The following is a 16,714-nucleotide window of genomic DNA, read 5'->3' on the forward strand; positions in this document are numbered from 1 at the left end:
ACGGCGAGTGCGACCGAGGACGGCAGCGCGGTGTCTGGGCAGATGTCGGCGACGGATGTGGACAGCGGCGACACGCAGGCCTATTCGCTGGGCCAGGCGGCGCCGGCGGGCTTTGCGCTGAACACGGACGGCTCCTGGAGCTTTGATCCGACGGATGCGGCCTATCAGCATCTTGCGGCGGGTGCGACGGAGCAGGTGCGCATCCCGGTGACGGTGACCGACAGCGCGGGCGGCAGCGACACCAAGACGCTGGTGATCACGGTGACCGGCAGCAACGACGGCCCGGTCGTGAGCGGCCCGGTGAGCCTTCCCGGCGGCACCGAGGACACATCGGTTCTGATCACGTCGGCGCAGCTTCTGGAGCATGCGGGTGATATCGACAGCGGCGATCTGCTCTCGGTGACCGGGCTGAGTGCGAGCCACGGCACGATCACGGGCGATGCGGCGCAGGGCTTCACCTTCACGCCGGACCGGGATTACAACGGCCCGGTCAGTCTGAGCTACACCGTCACCGACGGCCATGGCGGCAGCGTGGCCCAGACCGCGTCGATGACACTGGCGGCCACCGGCGATGCGGCGGTGATCACCGGTGTCGACACGGGCTCGGTGACCGAAAACACTGCCGGTGTGAATATGTCCCCCGACTATGCGCAGCCGGGAATGTCGCACCTCGGGCGAGTGCCGCTCTATGCTGACGGCCAGTTGACGATCACTGATCCGGATGCGGGTGAGTCGGCCTTCGACACCCATGGATTTGGCTATTCGTATCGCGGTCAATATGGTGACCTTATGCTGGGGAAGGGCGGGGCCTGGCACTATATGGGCAATGCCGGCAACGTCGGGAGAGCCGGGGGGTCAACGCCGCATGGCTCGGCCATCGATCAGCTTGGCGAGGGCGAGACCCTGACCGACACGATCAGGGTCCATTCCAAGGATGGCACGGCCCATGACATCGTGATCACAATCCATGGCAGCAATGACCGGCCCTATTGTTCGTCCGAAGTGGTTCTGCAAGCGGGGACCGAAGACACCCGCCAGACGCTCACCACCGCACAACTTCTTCAGAACACGGTTGATGTCGATGCCAACGATGCCGGCAAGTTGAGTATCGCGAACCTGAGGCCGGACCACGGCTCCGTTCTGGACAATGGTGATGGCACGTTCACCTTCACGCCCGAGCACAACTACAACGGCGAGGTTCATTTCACCTATGATGTCAAGGACGCGCACGGTGGAACCGTGGCGCAGGCCGCTTCCCTTGATATTCTACCTGCCATGCCGGTCCAGCACGATGCGCCAATGGCTGCTACGCCGGTTGAGGACCATGAGGTGTCTGTTTTCGACGATGGGGACAACAGTTCCGTGCTCGACGCCGGCGCGACGCTGGCCGCACAGGGTGCTCTGCACTCATCGGAACCGACCGGCCACTCTGAACACGCAGGAGCTGTTGAGGAGCACAGTCCGAGTTCATCATCCGAAGCGAGCGGCACCGCTCCCGTTTCAGATGATGGACCTTCCGACCTGCCGCAAGACCCAAATCCCTATCTGGCCGCAGTTGGCGTGGACGCACACGGCGCGGATGCAATGCAAGGTTCAAGGGACGGCGAAAGGAATGCCTATGTCGATGCCGTCGGTGGAGATGTGCAAGACCATCAGACCGATCAGCCAGCACCGGATGAGTTGAACGTGACAGATGCCGAGACACTGGACCATGACGCTCATGGCGAAGCCGGATCAACAGACGAGGACCCGGTGAAGGGAATGGATGAGCCTGATGCCGCAACCTACGGGGACGAAACGCTGAACAACGAAGGCTGACCAAACCCGGATGCGCTTGGGTGGCACGTTTTCGAGCGCTCAGATACGGTGCGCACCCAGCTGGCCAGACAATCACACCGTCAATAAGGCGGGAAATCTACCGGGTGATCAGCGACGTGGCCAGCAAGATCAGCCCCAGTGCGGCCAGGATGAAGGTCAGTGGCAGAAACATGCTCTCTTGCAGGATACCGCTTGAGTCGATGCCGCCGTAAAACGAAGTCTCAAGCAACCAAGACAGGCCTGCAAGAGCCAGGGAGACAAGGCCTGCAATTTGAAGTTTTCGTTTCATGGTGTTCTTTCTGTCTTGGACCCAATTCAGGCAACGGTCTCCCCATGAGAGGGAGCAGCCCTGGATCAGTGAGTGTTTGCTGTGAGCAGCAATTCCAGTTTCTCCGACTGCGCTCTGGACAGCGCCAAGATCAAGCTCTTGCCCTGGATTGCTTCGGCGATGTGTACGGAATTGATCAATTGGCCGCCAATCCAAATCTCAAGCTCTTTGCCAACTGATTTTTCTGTATAGGCGGCCAGAGGGCTTGCGATTTCTGGTGTCAACTCGAGGTAGACCTGCGGCTGCCCATCCGCCCCTCGTTGGCGCTCAAATTCGACAATGTCGCTTTGCGTGACATTGATTGGTCCCAACCTGAGCGCCGCACCCTGTTGTTCAAGTACGCAGATCGGGTGCTGCCCTGGATTTCGCCCCCCGCCGAGATCAAGGCACAGGTCGTCATATTGCGCCTTCTGAAATTCGGAGCCGGTCCAGAACGACAAAACTGCAACCACAGTGACCGCCGCGACGGCCATCATGTTTTTCATTGCCATATGCGGTCCTCCAATGCGTGCCCGGTTCAGGCGGCTCCGGGTCAGTTAGTCACCGTGCCGTCGGAGTTCAATGTTGCTGCACAGTGCCGCAGCGTCAGCGAAGGCGGACATCATAGTCTCGCAGACTTGTCTGGGGGCCGGATGCCTCAACAACACCTTGCGTGATCAGGTACTGTAGCCTGCCGGATAGGAACACATCGGCCAAGAGGTTGTGTTTGTTGCAACGACCCATCGCTGTACCAACCACGCGGGCAGCAGACATCCAATCTTTTTCACAAGATTCCAGCAACTTACTGTCGAAGTAGTCCTCCGAAACGTCGACGACCTTACCCGCTGACCAGATACGCAGTGTAGCAGCACTGTCTCGCAAGCGCAGATAGTCCGCAGAAAGTGCCGCGCGGGTGATGGGGTCCAGTGCTTCACGCTCATGGAAAAGGGTTGCCAATAGATCCGGGGTCTGTGGGCCGATGTAGGGGAGGGACTTTAGGCCCGCCGCGCCGACGCGCGTCACCGAACCTTTGAAAAGGTGCAAATTATGGCATGCCATCTGCAGAAACGTCCGTTCCGATGCATTCTCGCCTGCCCAAATGCACACTTCCGGCGCGCGGTCCTGCCCCAAATCGACAGACAGGCTGTCAAAATCGGCAAGTGCAGGCATCGGGTCGTCAGGCGATTGGCCATAGTTTTTGAAGAGTGCTTCGAAATAGGCGGTACGCGCCTGCTTGTCGTTCAACGGGCCGTGGCTCAAATCATCGTCAAAAACATGTACGCGGCCGGGCATACTGCAAGTCGCAACCGCCGCACGAAGACACCCACCGGCACTTCCTCCCAAAACCAGATGCAACGGTGCGTGTTCTGTCATTCTTCACCTGTGACTTGGAAGGGTGGTTTGGGTTCTGAAAGGGTCGGGACGCATTTCGTCACGAGACAACGTTGGACGAGGTAGATCATTTTCCGCGCGAAGTCCAAGCCCGGAAATTTCCGACTAGAAAAATGCTTGCGATACCCCTGTTTTTCGCAAACCTATTGAAACGGTCGAATTGGACAAAGAGAAACAAAATATGGAATGCTCGAAATGGGTTTCACGCAATCGGTCAAAACCTGCCTGCCCAAATATGCCGTGTTTTCGGGCCGGGCGCGGAGATCAGAGTATTGGTGGTTTGTTCTGTTTGTAGTCGTGATCAGCATCGGGTTGACGGTACTCGGTGCGGTCTTTTTTGGCACTGATCCGGAAACCGGTCAGGGATCGAACCTGCTGAACTCGGTTTTTCAACTGGCGATGCTGCTGCCCCTGCTTGCCGCAGGATGGCGACGATTGCATGATACGGGCCGGCCCGGATGGTATCTCCTGATTCCAATGGCTTTCAGTCTCGCCATGATGGTCATGCTGCTGACCGGCGTCGCGGTTTTCACAGCGATTGAAACGGGCGTTCAGGATCCTGAGGCGTTGCAAGGACCGGCAGCCATTCTCGGCGCAACCGGGGTGATGGTCATGTATGTTATCCAACTCATCATTTCGGTTTTGATGATCTGGTGGCTTTCGCGACCTTCACAGGAAGGAGCGAATGACTATGGTGCACCGTCTCAGGTGTGAATAATCACATACCTGCATCTTGATGATCAGAAACGATAACTGCCCCGTGATCTGGGCGCTTTGGGAGTTGAGAATGAAGAATACCATCCTGTCTGCATGCTTGCTGTTTTGTATGTCGGCTGCACCTGCACTTGCCGAATGGGGGTTCAGCGAAGGCCCCTCGCCAAATGCGTTTGTTCAATCAAACAACATGACGCTGGAGTTGCAATGTGATCGCATTCGATTTGCCCCCGCCGGCTACGAGGACAGTGAAGACATCGTCAAAAAACAAGGGCTGTCCATTCGATTCATGAAGAATGGCACCACCGAAGTCGGGTCTTTCCAGGCTGGGCAGGGGAATGCCTCGGTGCAGATTGTCGACAATTATCCTGTTGAGATTGTGTTCCAGGACTCCGCTGACTATCAGTTCGTGTTGGATCAGATCGCCGCCAATGCCGTCCTCAATCTGTCGATGGCGGATCAGGATGTGAGCTATGGGATCTTTGAACTGAAAGGCTCTGACAAGGCAATCAATTCGATGCGTTCCGCGTGCGGTTCGGCACCAAAAATGGCCAAGGGTGCAATGGAAGCACCCGAGGGAGTGGTCTATTGCGGCGGCGGTCAAGTTCAGCGCCAGATCGAATATCTGATCCGACAGGACACCGATGAACAATGGAACGCGATCGTGACCGTCAACGGCGAAACCATGCGTGCGATGACGGCCTATAGCTTCTTTGGAAATGCAACGCCGCCGCCGGGTTTTGTCGTGGCGTTGTTGGGAGAAGACCAATCCGAATTTCTCGTCTTCAAGGATGGTGACAGGAATTGGCTCGAGTACGGCGACGGCCAATACAGCCAGTGCAATTGATAGAATGGCATGGCAGATGGCCATTGCCGGTAGTTCGACACAATGAAACACAGAAAGACAATCAAGATGAAAACAGCTCTCAAACTTGCGTCCGGCGTGCTTCTGGGCACTCTCTTGTCAGCGTGCATGGAAGATTCTGGCACCACGACGTCATCTCCAACGCCAGCGGATCAGGCGTGTCTGGCCGCCGTCGCACAAACGACCGGCAATAGCGAAGTCCGGCTATTGTCATCCGAGTTTTCCGAGGCCGGAACATTTGTCACGGTTGCTGTTGGTCCGGATGCGGCACCTTGGCAGTGTATTGCCTACAAAGATGGATCGACGGATGCCATCATGTCTTTGGCAAATGAAGGCACACTCTAAGAGAATGCCCGGGTCGGGCCGATACGTCGGACCCTGGTGCCCTGCGAGAGTGCACATTTTCCGCACCGAGAATTCCATGCGCAATGCCAGTAAGCCTCCGCCAAGGGATGTCAGGTCGGCGTGTGCAAACTCATGATTTTGAACACGCACGACCCACCATTCTGCGCACCGCCGAGTCAATCGACGGCAAGCCGATTGGATGTGCGACGATCATGTGCTTACATGGCAATCCGCTTCTTACAATTCGACGTAGATACCGAGGGCGGCCAAGCCAAAGGAGTTCCACTATGCCCGATACCGATCTTCCGGACGATCCAGATTCAAACGACCTTGCCGATACACGCACGGCCTGGGCCGAAGATCGCACGGTATTGGCAAATGAACGGACCTTTGCGGGTTGGATGCGGACCGGGATGGCCTGCATCGCTCTTGCCCTTGGTCTAAAGGCGGTGTTCAAGGACACAGACTATCCTCTGATCGCCAAAGGCGTCGCCGAAGTGTTCATCTTGGTCGCGGTTCTCATTTTCTGGGCCGCGGTAACCAAATGTCGCGAAACACAAAAGCGAATGGACGATCATGACGTTGAAGCGCAGTCGCACAAGCGCATGACCACACTGGCAAGCATTTTGACTTGCGGCGCGCTGGCGACAGGTGTGATCCTCTGGCTGCTGTAAGGCGAAAACTCTTCGCGTGGTCGATCAGTTCTGATCGACCATCTCATCGCGAACCTGACCCCATGCCATCAGCGTGAAAATGACGGTGCCACCCACGATATTCCCGAACAGGACGGGGAGGAAAAAGCCGAATGCGGCGTCGTTGAAGCCCAGATTGCCAGTCACGGCCAGAAGACCCATTTCGACCGAACCAGCGACAATATGGGTGAAATCCCCTGCTGCAATGAGCCAGGTGAATACGAGGATGACATAGAATGCACCGTTTTTGAGCTGCGGCAGCATCCAAACGATCGCAGCGATCAGAATGCCTGCCGGAATGGCTCGCATGAAGCTCTCGCCCGGCGGCATGCCAATGGCATGCTCGGAGAGCGACATCAAGGCTGGCATCAGCACAGGCGGGATCGCAGACGTATGCGCAAAGACGGTTGCAATGGCGAAGGCACCAACGACATTCGCCGTCAGGACAATCCCCCAGAGGCGACAGATACGACCAAACATGTTGCGAGACGGTGTGAGCATGAACGGAAGAACGGTTGTGATCGTATTCTCCGTAAAAAGCTGCATCCGCCCCAGGATCACCAGTAGAAATCCAAGGCTGTAGCCAAGATTCTCGATCAGATAGCTGCTTGGTACATCTGGCAGGTAGGTGCGGAATATGGCTTCGCCCAGGACAGAAAAGCTGATCATGATACCGGCGGCAATACCCGACCAGATCAGAGAGCGGGTGGGCCGCGCCAGTTCCTCTTCACCGTCTCTTCTGATGACTTCGTAAATGAGGCGCGGTGACAGCTTGGCTGCGTCCTCGACGTCCTGTTCTTCAGACTGTCGATCGAGTGCGGATTTGATCCCGTTCTTACGATTTTCGGTCATCATTTTCAGAAATTTTCCCATCAGTCAGCAGTGTCCAAACCTGTGCAGACACGCTCTTATTGTCGAGACAATAGAAAATTGCGACACCACAGCAAGTGATTTTGAACCCAGTGGCGCACGGCTCACTGCCGCTGAAACAGCGGGATCGTGGACAAGGACATTTTCGCGGATCCGTCTTGCACATCCCGCGCATGGGAGATGTATATCAACGTATTGTTCTCAGCATCGAAAATCCGCTTTACGCGCAACGATTTCCAGACAACGGAGCGACGTTCCGAAAAGACGCTTTCGCCTTCGTCAGACCGATCGATATCACCCAGGGTGATCTCGCCGGTCTGACGGCAGGAGATGGATGAGTTGGAGGGGTCTTCGAACCAGTTCCCCTTTTGAAGACGGTCGATCAGTCCGCGGTCAAAGTAGGCGACATGACAGGTGACGCCCTCGACCTCGGGGTCTGCGAAAGCCTCGATGGTGATGTCGTTACCCAGCCAATCGACGTCGACGTTCCCGACCTTCTCGGCCTGCGCAAGCGAAACGCTTGTCATCAGGCCAATGATCGCTGCAGCAACGAGACGCCAAGCCTTGCCGGCCAGATCACACGCTGCAATCATCGCAATCCCAGGAAACTAAGAACAATCAAAACAACGACGATTACACCGATGATGTAGAAAACACGATTCATGTGACTCTCCTGTTTTTGGTGTTGGCTTGTCTTTTTCGGCAAGCATCTTGATGTGGAACCGCCCCGGGGGGCGATCCCGTGTCTTACGAGTGGTCGTTCAGGAAGTCGTCGACTTCCTTTTTGGCTTCCTCTTTGGATTTGCCGTATTTCGCCTGGAGTTTGCCTTCCAGCGCTTCGCGGTTTCCATCCATCTCAGCCAATTCGTCGTCCGTCAGATCGCCCCACTTGGCTTTGATATTGCCGGACATCTCTTTCCATTTTCCTTCAACTTGATCCCAGTTCATAGGTTTTCCTTTCGAGGTTATGACAACATCCGGCCACAAGCCATCGTTATCGATTGGTCGTTTCAAAGAAGCCGCGCGGGTATCGCAAATCGAGCCGCCACCGCGACGATGCTCAGGTCTTGCTGCGCACCATCCGCAGCGCCGCAATCAAGAGGCATGTCCCGGCAGCGGCGACAATCAACAGCCCGATCCGACCTGCCAGAGCGCCGATCATCAACCTGCCGATTGAGACCTGTTCCCGTCATAGTTCCCTGTCCGATATGGCCCAACAAGCACGTAGCGCTACAATTGCGGATATCGATGCGATCGCGGAGGGGAGCAGTTGCTCGCCCTCCGCAACACTCTACTTTTCGTAAGTCGGTTGCGCCTTGAGCGCCTCCACTGAAGAGTCGATGTAGACCTGCACGTCATCGCCGCCGTCCTTGCGCAAGACTGTCAATTCGTCAAACGTAACGGCCACCGGCTTTTCCCCCATACCGAGGAATCCGCCGACGTCGATAATCGCGCGATCAATGGTGCCCTTGTCATCCAGAAGCAGCGAGTGGATTTCGCCGACATCCTCGTCATCAACCCCGTAAACGCGCGCTCCCGTAAGCATCTCGGTGGTCAGTTCGGAACGTTCCGTCCTGGCATAGCCGTCACGCGTTACGTCGGGCGCCATCAACATCGACCGCCTGGGCGTTGTCTCGGCGTCCATCTCGGCGTTATCCATGTCACGCTCAAAGCTCGGCGCCGCCTTGAGCGCCTCGCTCGAGGACTTGATCACGAGAAAGAAATCATCAGCGTCGTCGGCTTCACGCATGATGTGGATCTGCTTCATGTCCATGGCGACATCCTTTTCGCCAAGCCCGAGAAAACCGCCAACGCCGACGATCACAGCGACGACGTTTCCATCGGGCGAGATCACAAGTTCATTGATCTCGCCGATGTCGTCCCATTCGGTCTGCGCGTCCGGAACCATGTTTGCCGTCACGTCAACGTCCTGCTCGGCGCTATAGACACGCATGCCGATGAATTCGGAGGCCAACAGATCATTGTCAGTGACGGAATAATCCATAAAACCAGTCATATGGTCATCCGCGAATGCCGATGTCGCCATGGTCAGACATACGGCGGTCGTCATCATAAGGGGTTTCATCATATTCATGTTCCTTCGTTGTGGCGCTATGACATAATGCCAACCAAGTGCGCCTGATGTTCGCCTCTACGCCTCGTGTCCGTTCGCCAAAGAGACCTGGGAACACATTCAAGGACGCAGACCCGGAAGGGCCATTCGAAGCTCAGAGCCGGTGTTTGGATTAGCTCATGAGAGAAACAGCGCACCATCATATGACACAGCACCTGCCATTTTTGCTTCTGTGCACGCTACGTCATTTGAGGTAGGGATCAGAAATCATCCGGTCTAGACTCTCGGAACCAGCTAGCGCTGGTGGATTGAAATCGTTCAAGGAAAGAGCATCTCAGTGGCTACAAAATGCAAGTACTGCCCGTTGCGCCGGAAATCGCTCTTTGCCCCCATGACCGAGGAAGAGGTCGAAGGCATGCAGCGGTTCAAAGTCGGCGAATTGGTCGTGGATCCTGGCACTCCTATCCTGATGGAAGGGTCAAATAGTCCACAGTTGTTCACCGCTTTGCACGGAATGGGGCTGCGTTTCCGCCATTTGGAGAACGGCGAGCGCCAGGTGATCAATTTCGTGTTCCCGGGTGACTTCCTCGGTCTGCAAGCTGGTTTGATGGGGGAGATGGGGCATTCCGTCGAGGCAACGACTAAAATGACGCTCTGCGTCTTTAACCGAAGTGAGTTGTGGTCCTACATCAGGGCCGATCCCGAGCGCGGGTTTGAACTCGCCTGGCTTGCCGCCGTCGAAGAGCACTTTTTGGGGGAGACGCTAACAACGGTTGGCCAGCGCACGGCACTGCAGGCCATAGCCTGGGCATTCGTGCGCATTTATCTGCGGGTCAAGGCATGTGGCAACGGCGGCGACGGAGCAATACGCTTTCCGTTCAAGCAAAAGGACCTGGCTGATGCGCTCGGTCTCTCGCTGGTTCATACGAACAAGACCATAGGGATATTGAAATCGCGCCAGCTGATTGGGTGGACGGGCGAAGAGGTTCTGATCCATGATCTTGCCGGTTTGGCCAAGGTTGGGCTAACCACGGTCAGCAAACCGAAAAATCGCCCAATCATGTGACCTGTGCGCGGTAGCTGAGTTGCATAGGATAACCCAGCGATACAGAACCCGTGTACGTGTGGCGTACACCCCGCGAGATCAGGGAACCGGGAGACTTTCCAAGGCATCAATTGCGGCCTTGCGCAGCCTTGCCAATTCGGTGACTTCCAGCTTCAGCGCGCCCGCCGGCGGGGCATTTGGCGTTTTTGCTATCTCGGTCCGGAATGCCTTGATCCTGGCGACGAAGTCGGCCACGGCGGTTGCCAACACCTTCAGTTCTTCGACCGCGCCTGCGCTTTCATGAATATTCGCCTCACCTGCTTTGCGAGCGGTCTCGATCTTGATATCAAACGCCTCTTTCTGAGCCGGGCTTAGCTCCGCCGCATCCGGCTGGGCCAGCGCGGCCTGAGCCAACTGCACCTGCGTATCCAGCGCCTGCCGCAACTTGGCAAAGGCGTCAACTGCGTGTTGGATTTCATCGCGGATCGCCCCGATGTCATCGACCAGTGTGGTCAATTCCGAAGCGCCCCAGCGGCGAATGTTCGTCCAGTCGGCGTAGGTTTCCTGCCGCTTCGCCAATTCCGCGATCCGCTTGCGCAAGTCTGTCCGTTCCTCCTCGCGCAGGGCCGGGCCAGAACAATCATCCGACAGGGCCTTTATCAGAGCGGCCTGATCCTGAGCCTTTTTGAACCGGGGCATGCGCTCGTCAACTATCGCTTTGGACAACAGATCGAATTTTCCGGCGATCTCGTCGCGCTCCTTTCCAAATGTCTCAAGCTCGGTATCACTGGGCGTGTCCGGGATGCCTTCGGCAAGCGCATCGCGCAGCTTGAGTAAATCTTGTTTTTCGTCGTCCAAGGCCCACGGATGAGGTTCGATTGCCCTGACCGAGTCCCGCAGCTTCTGCCCGGCAACCCGGCGTCGTTCCAGATCGTCTTCTATGGATTTGTGATGCGCGGCATGCGCCGCCTGAAGCTTGGAAAACCCATCTTCGACGCTCGCCAGTTGTACCGCATCCACGGCGTCCGGCAGTGTCGAAACAAAGGCCGCGATCTGATCCTTGATCGCCTTGGAATCCCCCTCGGGTGCCTGATCATGCGGTGTCAGATCCCCGGCGGCCCTGGCAATCTCGGCGAGACGGCTGGCTCGGTCTTCGGCTTCGGCGCGCAGGCGTTCAGCGATTTCGCCAATGGTGTCTTGCAATTGGTGCATGCCGTCCATCGCTGCATCCAGTGCATCGCGGGATGGTGTGCCAACGAGCGACTTGTCAATCGCATCGCGGCGGTCCTCGATCAGTGTGTTGTCGGTCTCGGTGGCACCAGGAGGGGCACGTAGCGGCGACAGCAAGCGGCGCAGAACTTCGGCTTCGGCTGCGCGCACTTCGGGGCCTTTATCGGCCGCGCCTGCATCGTGTGGAGGCACCTCGTCAAGAAGATCCTTGAGCCGCTCCAGTGCCACGGCCGCTGCAACAATGTCATCTGCATCAAGTGCTGCGCGCACGCCATCGGCTGCCGTCAATGCCGGATGGCCACCGCCCAATCTGGCAATTGCCATCATCTGCGGCGCCAGTCCCATCAACCCACGGGTGATCCGTTCGACCGATGCACTGTCCGACAAAGTGTCAGTAAGTGCCGCGTCGACTTCAATCCCAAGGAAGCGACGCAGAAAATTCGCCTGAGCCGTTGTCAACATTTCATGGGATCCGCCTTGCCATCAGTCACTGCAAACAGAATGCTTGGTGAATTCAACTTTGCGCGCTAGCCTGAGCCAGAGAAGCCATTTTGTCGAGTCTCTTTTGCCATGAATGAGAAGCAGGTCGTCGCGTTCAGCAAGGAACATGCTGCCTATTTCAAGGCGCTAACTATTCGTATTGCAAAGAGAAAATCGTTGTTCGACGATATCGGAGAAAGCGATCTCGAAGATCTGACGACCGCGTTGGACGGCCCAGACAAGGTCGACAATCTGGTTCGGGCGATGCCAAAGAACCCGCCACTGAGCGATGTCATCAAGGCATTTGGTGGCGATTTCAAGCGACTTGAAACTCTGGTCAACTCGACCCTTGGCGGGAATTCCGACGCCTTGGCGGTCATCCTCGATGCCGGCTGCAACAATGATCCGGCCAAGCTGGTCGCGCTCGCCGAAAAGTTGAAGGATGGGGAAAGCCAGAAGAGATTCAAGGCGGTCGTCCAAAACGGTGGCTTTGCCGGTAACCCTTTGGCACTCGCAGAGGTGCTGGCAACGGGTTGCGGTGGGAAAGTCGATGAATTTGCCAACTTCATCGACGGATTTGACGATCCCGATGACGTTGAACGGCTCGAAGGTATCATGTCCGGTGGCGGGCTTGGTGCCGCGCCAGGTGCGCTTGCGGGCCTGGTGAAGTCGGGTGGCGCTACTCTGGTCAAAAAGATGGGAACGGAATTCACCTCTGGTCCTGATCGCAAGAAACTGTCCGGGCTGTTGTCAAAGGGAGGGTTGGGCGGCGAGAACAATGAAAACCCGCATTCCCTGGCCAGTGTTTTGTCCGCCTTTGGCGACGATCCCAACAAGCTGAAGAATCTGCATGACGCATTTGGTGAAGACGATTTGGGCGACCTGGCAACCATTGTTCATGCGCTGGATTCAGGATCAAAGGCCGACAGTTCGAAAACCGGAGAGCGGCTGAAGAAGATCTTTGATGGGTTCGACGCCCGCACGGTCGGCACCGATCAGGACAAGTTTGACCGGATAAAAACAGTGTTCTTCAAGAACATCACATCTGTCGGTGGCAGCCGAAGCGGCCCGGAAGATGCCGGACCCGCCGCGACCGAAAAGATGCAGCAGGCATCGGTGATGGTCTCGTTGCCGCCGCAGGCTGTGGCGCAACCGGGGGTCGAAACCTGCTGCACCGACGAAATGGCGAGCGATCTGTTGGTTGCCTCCGGCAAGACCCTTGCCGAGATTGAGGCGATGGATCCCGCTGAGCGCAAGAGCGTTGCGGCGGCTGCGGTGCTGGGCGCCAACAAGGCCGACGACGAAAAGAACGCCGCTCTGCGTACGACTCAGGCAGCCGCTCTGCTCGACGGGTTGCCAAGCGCCACCACCGCGGAAAAGGACATGATGTCTAAGGTGGTGACAGCATCCTACGGCGCCACGCTGACCGCCGACGCGGCCCGCACTCTGGGATCGAAAGGCACGGCAGCCAATGATGAAATTCGCGCCGCGTTGAGCGAGCAACTCGAAATCCAGACAGGTGCCAAGCCGGGTTCGGCAGAGCTTTTGGCGCTTCAGGCGGAGAACGGAGACAAAGCCAAGTTGGCGACCACAGCAGCCGCGCAGATGGCGAAGGCTTTGAGTGCAGCCAAGGCCCCGGTTGATCCTCGGTTGTTGTCGGCTGCTGCCGCGGCGGCTCGTGCGGCGCAGGAAGCCGCTGCGTTGACGGTCGATGAAACCGATCGTCATGCGGCCCTTGACGCTGCGATCCTTCTGACCGAAACGATTGCCGAGGCCAGCGACAGGTTGGCAGCTCTGGTCACGACCCGCGCAGCGCTTAGCGATCCCGACGGTCAGGCCGGGCTGGCCGCCGCGCGCGAGGCCGAAACCGCAAAATCCGCGCTAACGAAACTGGATGTGCCGGGACTGGGTGCGCCCGCCAAGAAGGTTCTGGACGATCTCAGGGATGAGTTGGATGAAACGGCCCTATCGGCAGGAGCGGCCGCGCTGATCGGTGCCGAGATCACCCGAATTCAGGCCGATCCAGACCTCAAGAAAAAAGCCGAGGCCGCAGCCAAGGCGGACGCCATTGACGATACACCCGAAGCGCTTGTTTCTGCTACAAAAGTCATCGACGATCAGGCGAAGGCGTCCAAGGTCAAGGCTGAAACGGCCTCCGCCGCCCTGACCCCAATGCCCGCGCCGCCGACGATTGCGCAGATCGTCGCCGCGTGTGAAATGGGTGAGCTGGCAATGCGAGATGGCAGGTTGGCGGTGGACGACACGATCCGGACCGAAACGCTGGCAGCGGCGCAGGCGGCAATCCGGGCGGGCACTGCCGCTGCAAAGGCGCTGGCCAAGCATCACATGAAAGACGCCAGAACAAGGCTCAGCGCGGAAGCCAAGATCAAGGTGACGGCCTCGCGTGGACCAAGTGACGCCTTCGTGGCAGCACGTGGTGCTGAGATCCCCGCCAATGGAGTTCCACCGGCTCCGGGTGTCGCTGCCGTTGCCGCCAATGGCCCCGCATTGGATGGGATCACCGAGGCCCGCGAAGGCCTGTCGAATGCCGCTGCAGTCCGCGCCGAGGGGATTGCGCGCGATACGCCGGCTGTGCAGACCGCACGATTGGATGCAGCCACGGCGGCAACCATTGCCGAGATGCCCGGCGCTTCGCCTGCTGCAAGGCTCGACGCGGTTGAAAAGGACCTCGCGGCTGCCGTGGCGCTCGCGGCGGCGGTCAAACAAAAAGCCATCGACGCACGCACCGCACTGGCAGGCCCCGGACCGGGAACCGGCGACCAGATTCTGAAGGCCGTCGAAGTAACGAAGGCGGCGATTGGCGCCGCGCTGAAAGTGGTGGAATTGACTCGGCGTGTGGTCGATGCCGCGCGCATGCTGGAACCCGATGCCAAGGCGAAGGCCAATGCGCCCGGCGCCGTGCCTGCCGATGGGCTGCTTCTGACCCGGATCAGCGATTTGGCCAAGGACAAGGCCAAAACGGTCAAAGCATCGCAGACGGCAATGGCGGCTCTTGATGCGGATATCGCCCAGTTGCGAGTGGACGCCAAAGCTCTCTCTGACGCTTCAGCGCCGCCGGATCAGGCAGCGATCACCACTGCGGCAGGATTTGTCGCGATGGTGGATACGGAAGGTTTCAGAGTCGGTGGCGGGGCGGTTCTTGCGCAGGCCAAGGACAACGACGACCTGATCCGGGCCGCATCAACATTTGACGTCAAGGACCCGCACGCCCTGGCGGCTTGGGTCGGTGCTGCCGACGAAGAAGCGGATCTGGAACATTTCTGTGGGCGGCATGCCCGATCGCATCATGCCTTTGAAGGGCGCGATCTTCATGACGAAGCCGAGGTTCTGGCTGGTGCCATGGTCGATTTGCAAACCGGCCCGGCCCGCACCACCCCGGATCGTCGCCTGATAAAACAGTCGAAATTCGGCAACAAGCCAACCACCATGTGGCCTGATGGCGTGACCGACGTTCAGGTCCGCGTCTATATCAGCGACGCAATCACGGCGGCCGGTGTTGTGCTGGGTGAACCTCTGAGTGATTATCTGTGGCCGGCCCCGCCCCCGTACCCTGCAAATCCGAACAACTACCGTAAGACGGACCTGGCCATTACCGGTTCAGTGGCACCGACCGGACCGTTTACAGTCATGTTTGCTGCGTCAAGAGGGGGTTCAGCCCCAGAGATCGAAGTCGGACAATTCGCGCCGGTGGGTTTGGAATCATTCACGTTGCTGGATCTGAAAATGATCCGTAAAGCATTGGGATAGGGAGCGCGAGATTTGGAAATCAGCTTTTACCTTCATGGTGACAGCAATGGCGGCTTCTACGACGAAGCCTTCTTTGCGGATGACACGGATCCGGCGGCGACCTTTGCATTGTGCCGACGCGGCGAAGGTGGAGTTGAACTGACCAACGATGCGACGGGGGCCTCGATCATTGTCGACGATCTGACCGATTTTGTCATCGAAGGGCTGTGTCTTGACGGGGCGGCGGCTCTGCTCCGCGGGGAGAGTCACAAGTTCAGTGGATTCCTGCAAACCAGCGGTTTGGTCATTGATAACGACGGCAAGACCGCATCGACCAGCGATCGCGGCCTTGACCTGATAGAAGCCCCGGCAGACGAATTCGCCGCCGCGATGTTGGCCTGTGCCGGGCGATTTGCCGACCTTCTGGAAAGGGTGGCCAAGTCGGATCCCAACCAGCAAGGCACTGCCGAAACGATTCGGGCGCGGATATCGGAAATCAGTGGCGTCTGAAACCTCTCGAACGGGGCGTCGATGGTTTTCGAATGAGCAGGCTGACGTCCATCGACACCGCATTCCATTGGCCCGTCGGTCATGTTCCAGTGATGCCGGACTTTCAATCTGAGGCAGTCAGATGGCGATGATCACTTTCGCCATGTGTTATGCAAGCTTGGGCGATAGCGGGTACTCGACCCGCATGGCAGATACGGTTTCTAGACGGATGGTGCAAAACCAAGAATGCGCTGTCTCAGGCCGATCGCGGCACAGCCCATGATACAAATAATTGTAAGCGGAGCGCTGTAGGCGAGGACAGAAAATGCTGACAGTCCTTGACCAATGCTGCATCCAACCGCCACGACGTAAGGCTCCTGCGGGGGCCGTCTGAGTTCGGTTACGATCCGATGATAAGTCCGACGTTATGTCCGACTTTATTTACCGCCCTCAAATCGAAGTTCTCTCTGCAGCCGATTGCATTCGTCGTCGGCAATGGTCGGATGAGGACAAGTACCGGATTGGTGAGGAGAGTTTTGTCGGTCACAGGCAAGTGACAGCCACGGCTCGGCGGCATGGCATTTGCCGATCGCTGTTGACGATCTGGCGGCGACAGTATCGCAACGGAGAGCTGGGTGCGGGCCGC

17 protein-coding genes and 1 pseudogene are annotated in these 16,714 nt (G+C 57.8%); 9 read left to right on the forward strand and 9 right to left on the reverse strand.

The features are described 5' to 3' along the window. Window positions 1-1,818: cadherin-like domain-containing protein (locus QO231_RS24730; RefSeq protein WP_316782579.1), on the forward strand; the 1,818-nt coding region annotated here is incomplete at its 5' end. Window positions 1,819-1,915: 97 nt separating this feature from the next. Here the strand turns inward: QO231_RS24730 and QO231_RS24735 are convergent. The 3 genes from QO231_RS24735 to QO231_RS24745 form a co-directional block, all read right to left on the reverse strand. Further along, complete coding sequence (locus QO231_RS24735) at window positions 1,916-2,107, reverse strand: hypothetical protein (RefSeq protein ID WP_316782580.1); 192 nt, start codon at window positions 2,105-2,107, stop codon at window positions 1,916-1,918. Window positions 2,108-2,172: 65 nt separating this feature from the next. After that, window positions 2,173-2,622, reverse strand: a complete 450-nt coding sequence (locus QO231_RS24740) for a SecDF P1 head subdomain-containing protein (protein WP_316782583.1) — start codon at window positions 2,620-2,622, stop codon at window positions 2,173-2,175. Between the two features lie 109 nt (window positions 2,623-2,731). Beyond that, window positions 2,732-3,499 (reverse strand): DUF3658 domain-containing protein, encoded by a 768-nt coding sequence (locus QO231_RS24745; protein ID WP_316782586.1) that lies wholly within the window; start codon window positions 3,497-3,499, stop codon window positions 2,732-2,734. 213 nt (window positions 3,500-3,712) lie between these two features. Here QO231_RS24745 and QO231_RS24750 point away from each other — a divergent pair, with 213 nt between their 5' ends. From QO231_RS24750 to QO231_RS24765, 4 genes are all read left to right on the forward strand, one after another. Next, the gene (locus QO231_RS24750; RefSeq protein WP_316782589.1) at window positions 3,713-4,231 is read left to right on the forward strand and encodes a DUF805 domain-containing protein; all 519 of its coding nucleotides are present in this window, start codon (window positions 3,713-3,715) and stop codon (window positions 4,229-4,231) included. Between the two features lie 73 nt (window positions 4,232-4,304). Then, the gene (locus QO231_RS24755) at window positions 4,305-5,078 is read left to right on the forward strand and encodes a hypothetical protein (RefSeq protein WP_316782591.1); all 774 of its coding nucleotides are present in this window, start codon (window positions 4,305-4,307) and stop codon (window positions 5,076-5,078) included. A gap of 66 nt (window positions 5,079-5,144) precedes the next feature. After that, window positions 5,145-5,441 carry a hypothetical protein gene (locus QO231_RS24760; protein WP_316782594.1) on the forward strand — a complete coding sequence of 99 codons (297 nt, stop codon included), beginning with the start codon at window positions 5,145-5,147 and terminating at the stop codon, window positions 5,439-5,441. A gap of 287 nt (window positions 5,442-5,728) precedes the next feature. Beyond that, window positions 5,729-6,115 carry a YidH family protein gene (locus QO231_RS24765; RefSeq protein ID WP_316782597.1) on the forward strand — a complete coding sequence of 129 codons (387 nt, stop codon included), beginning with the start codon at window positions 5,729-5,731 and terminating at the stop codon, window positions 6,113-6,115. A 24-nt stretch (window positions 6,116-6,139) separates the two neighbouring features. Here the strand turns inward: QO231_RS24765 and QO231_RS24770 are convergent, their stop codons facing one another. The 4 genes from QO231_RS24770 to QO231_RS24785 all read right to left on the reverse strand — a co-directional run bounded on the left by QO231_RS24770 (window position 6,140) and on the right by QO231_RS24785 (window position 9,092). Then, entirely contained in the window at window positions 6,140-7,006 is an 867-nt protein-coding gene (locus QO231_RS24770; RefSeq protein ID WP_316782598.1) for a formate/nitrite transporter family protein, read from the reverse strand. 101 nt (window positions 7,007-7,107) lie between these two features. Further along, window positions 7,108-7,530, reverse strand: a complete 423-nt coding sequence (locus QO231_RS24775) for a CreA family protein (protein WP_316782619.1) — start codon at window positions 7,528-7,530, stop codon at window positions 7,108-7,110. Between the two features lie 220 nt (window positions 7,531-7,750). Beyond that, window positions 7,751-7,951, reverse strand: a complete 201-nt coding sequence (locus QO231_RS24780) for a CsbD family protein (RefSeq protein WP_316782601.1) — start codon at window positions 7,949-7,951, stop codon at window positions 7,751-7,753. 343 nt (window positions 7,952-8,294) lie between these two features. Then, the gene (locus QO231_RS24785; RefSeq protein WP_316782603.1) at window positions 8,295-9,092 is read right to left on the reverse strand and encodes a PRC-barrel domain-containing protein; all 798 of its coding nucleotides are present in this window, start codon (window positions 9,090-9,092) and stop codon (window positions 8,295-8,297) included. 376 nt (window positions 9,093-9,468) lie between these two features. Between QO231_RS24785 and QO231_RS24790 the strand changes: the two genes are divergently transcribed. Then, complete coding sequence (locus QO231_RS24790; RefSeq protein ID WP_316782605.1) at window positions 9,469-10,143, forward strand: Crp/Fnr family transcriptional regulator; 675 nt, start codon at window positions 9,469-9,471, stop codon at window positions 10,141-10,143. A 78-nt stretch (window positions 10,144-10,221) separates the two neighbouring features. Here QO231_RS24790 and QO231_RS24795 read toward each other — a convergent pair whose 3' ends face one another. Then, window positions 10,222-11,814, reverse strand: coding sequence for a hypothetical protein (locus tag QO231_RS24795; RefSeq protein WP_316782608.1), 1,593 nt, complete (start codon window positions 11,812-11,814; stop codon window positions 10,222-10,224). A gap of 108 nt (window positions 11,815-11,922) precedes the next feature. Here QO231_RS24795 and QO231_RS24800 point away from each other — a divergent pair, with 108 nt between their 5' ends. Both QO231_RS24800 and QO231_RS24805 read left to right on the forward strand, forming a co-directional pair. Beyond that, window positions 11,923-15,600 (forward strand): hypothetical protein, encoded by a 3,678-nt coding sequence (locus QO231_RS24800; RefSeq protein WP_316782612.1) that lies wholly within the window; start codon window positions 11,923-11,925, stop codon window positions 15,598-15,600. A 12-nt stretch (window positions 15,601-15,612) separates the two neighbouring features. Next, a complete protein-coding gene (locus tag QO231_RS24805; RefSeq protein ID WP_316782615.1) occupies window positions 15,613-16,089 on the forward strand; it encodes a hypothetical protein in 477 nt (158 codons plus the stop codon). Between the two features lie 200 nt (window positions 16,090-16,289). Here QO231_RS24805 and QO231_RS24810 read toward each other — a convergent pair. Further along, window positions 16,290-16,436: pseudogene (locus QO231_RS24810) on the reverse strand (YeeE/YedE family protein); the annotation flags it as partial. Window positions 16,437-16,495: 59 nt separating this feature from the next. Here QO231_RS24810 and QO231_RS24815 point away from each other — a divergent pair. After that, the coding region (locus tag QO231_RS24815) for a transposase (RefSeq protein ID WP_316782617.1) at window positions 16,496-16,714 on the forward strand (219 nt) is incomplete at its 3' end.

It is taken from the genome of Sedimentitalea todarodis, assembly GCF_032595355.1.
GTDB lineage: Bacteria > Pseudomonadota > Alphaproteobacteria > Rhodobacterales > Rhodobacteraceae > Sedimentitalea > Sedimentitalea todarodis.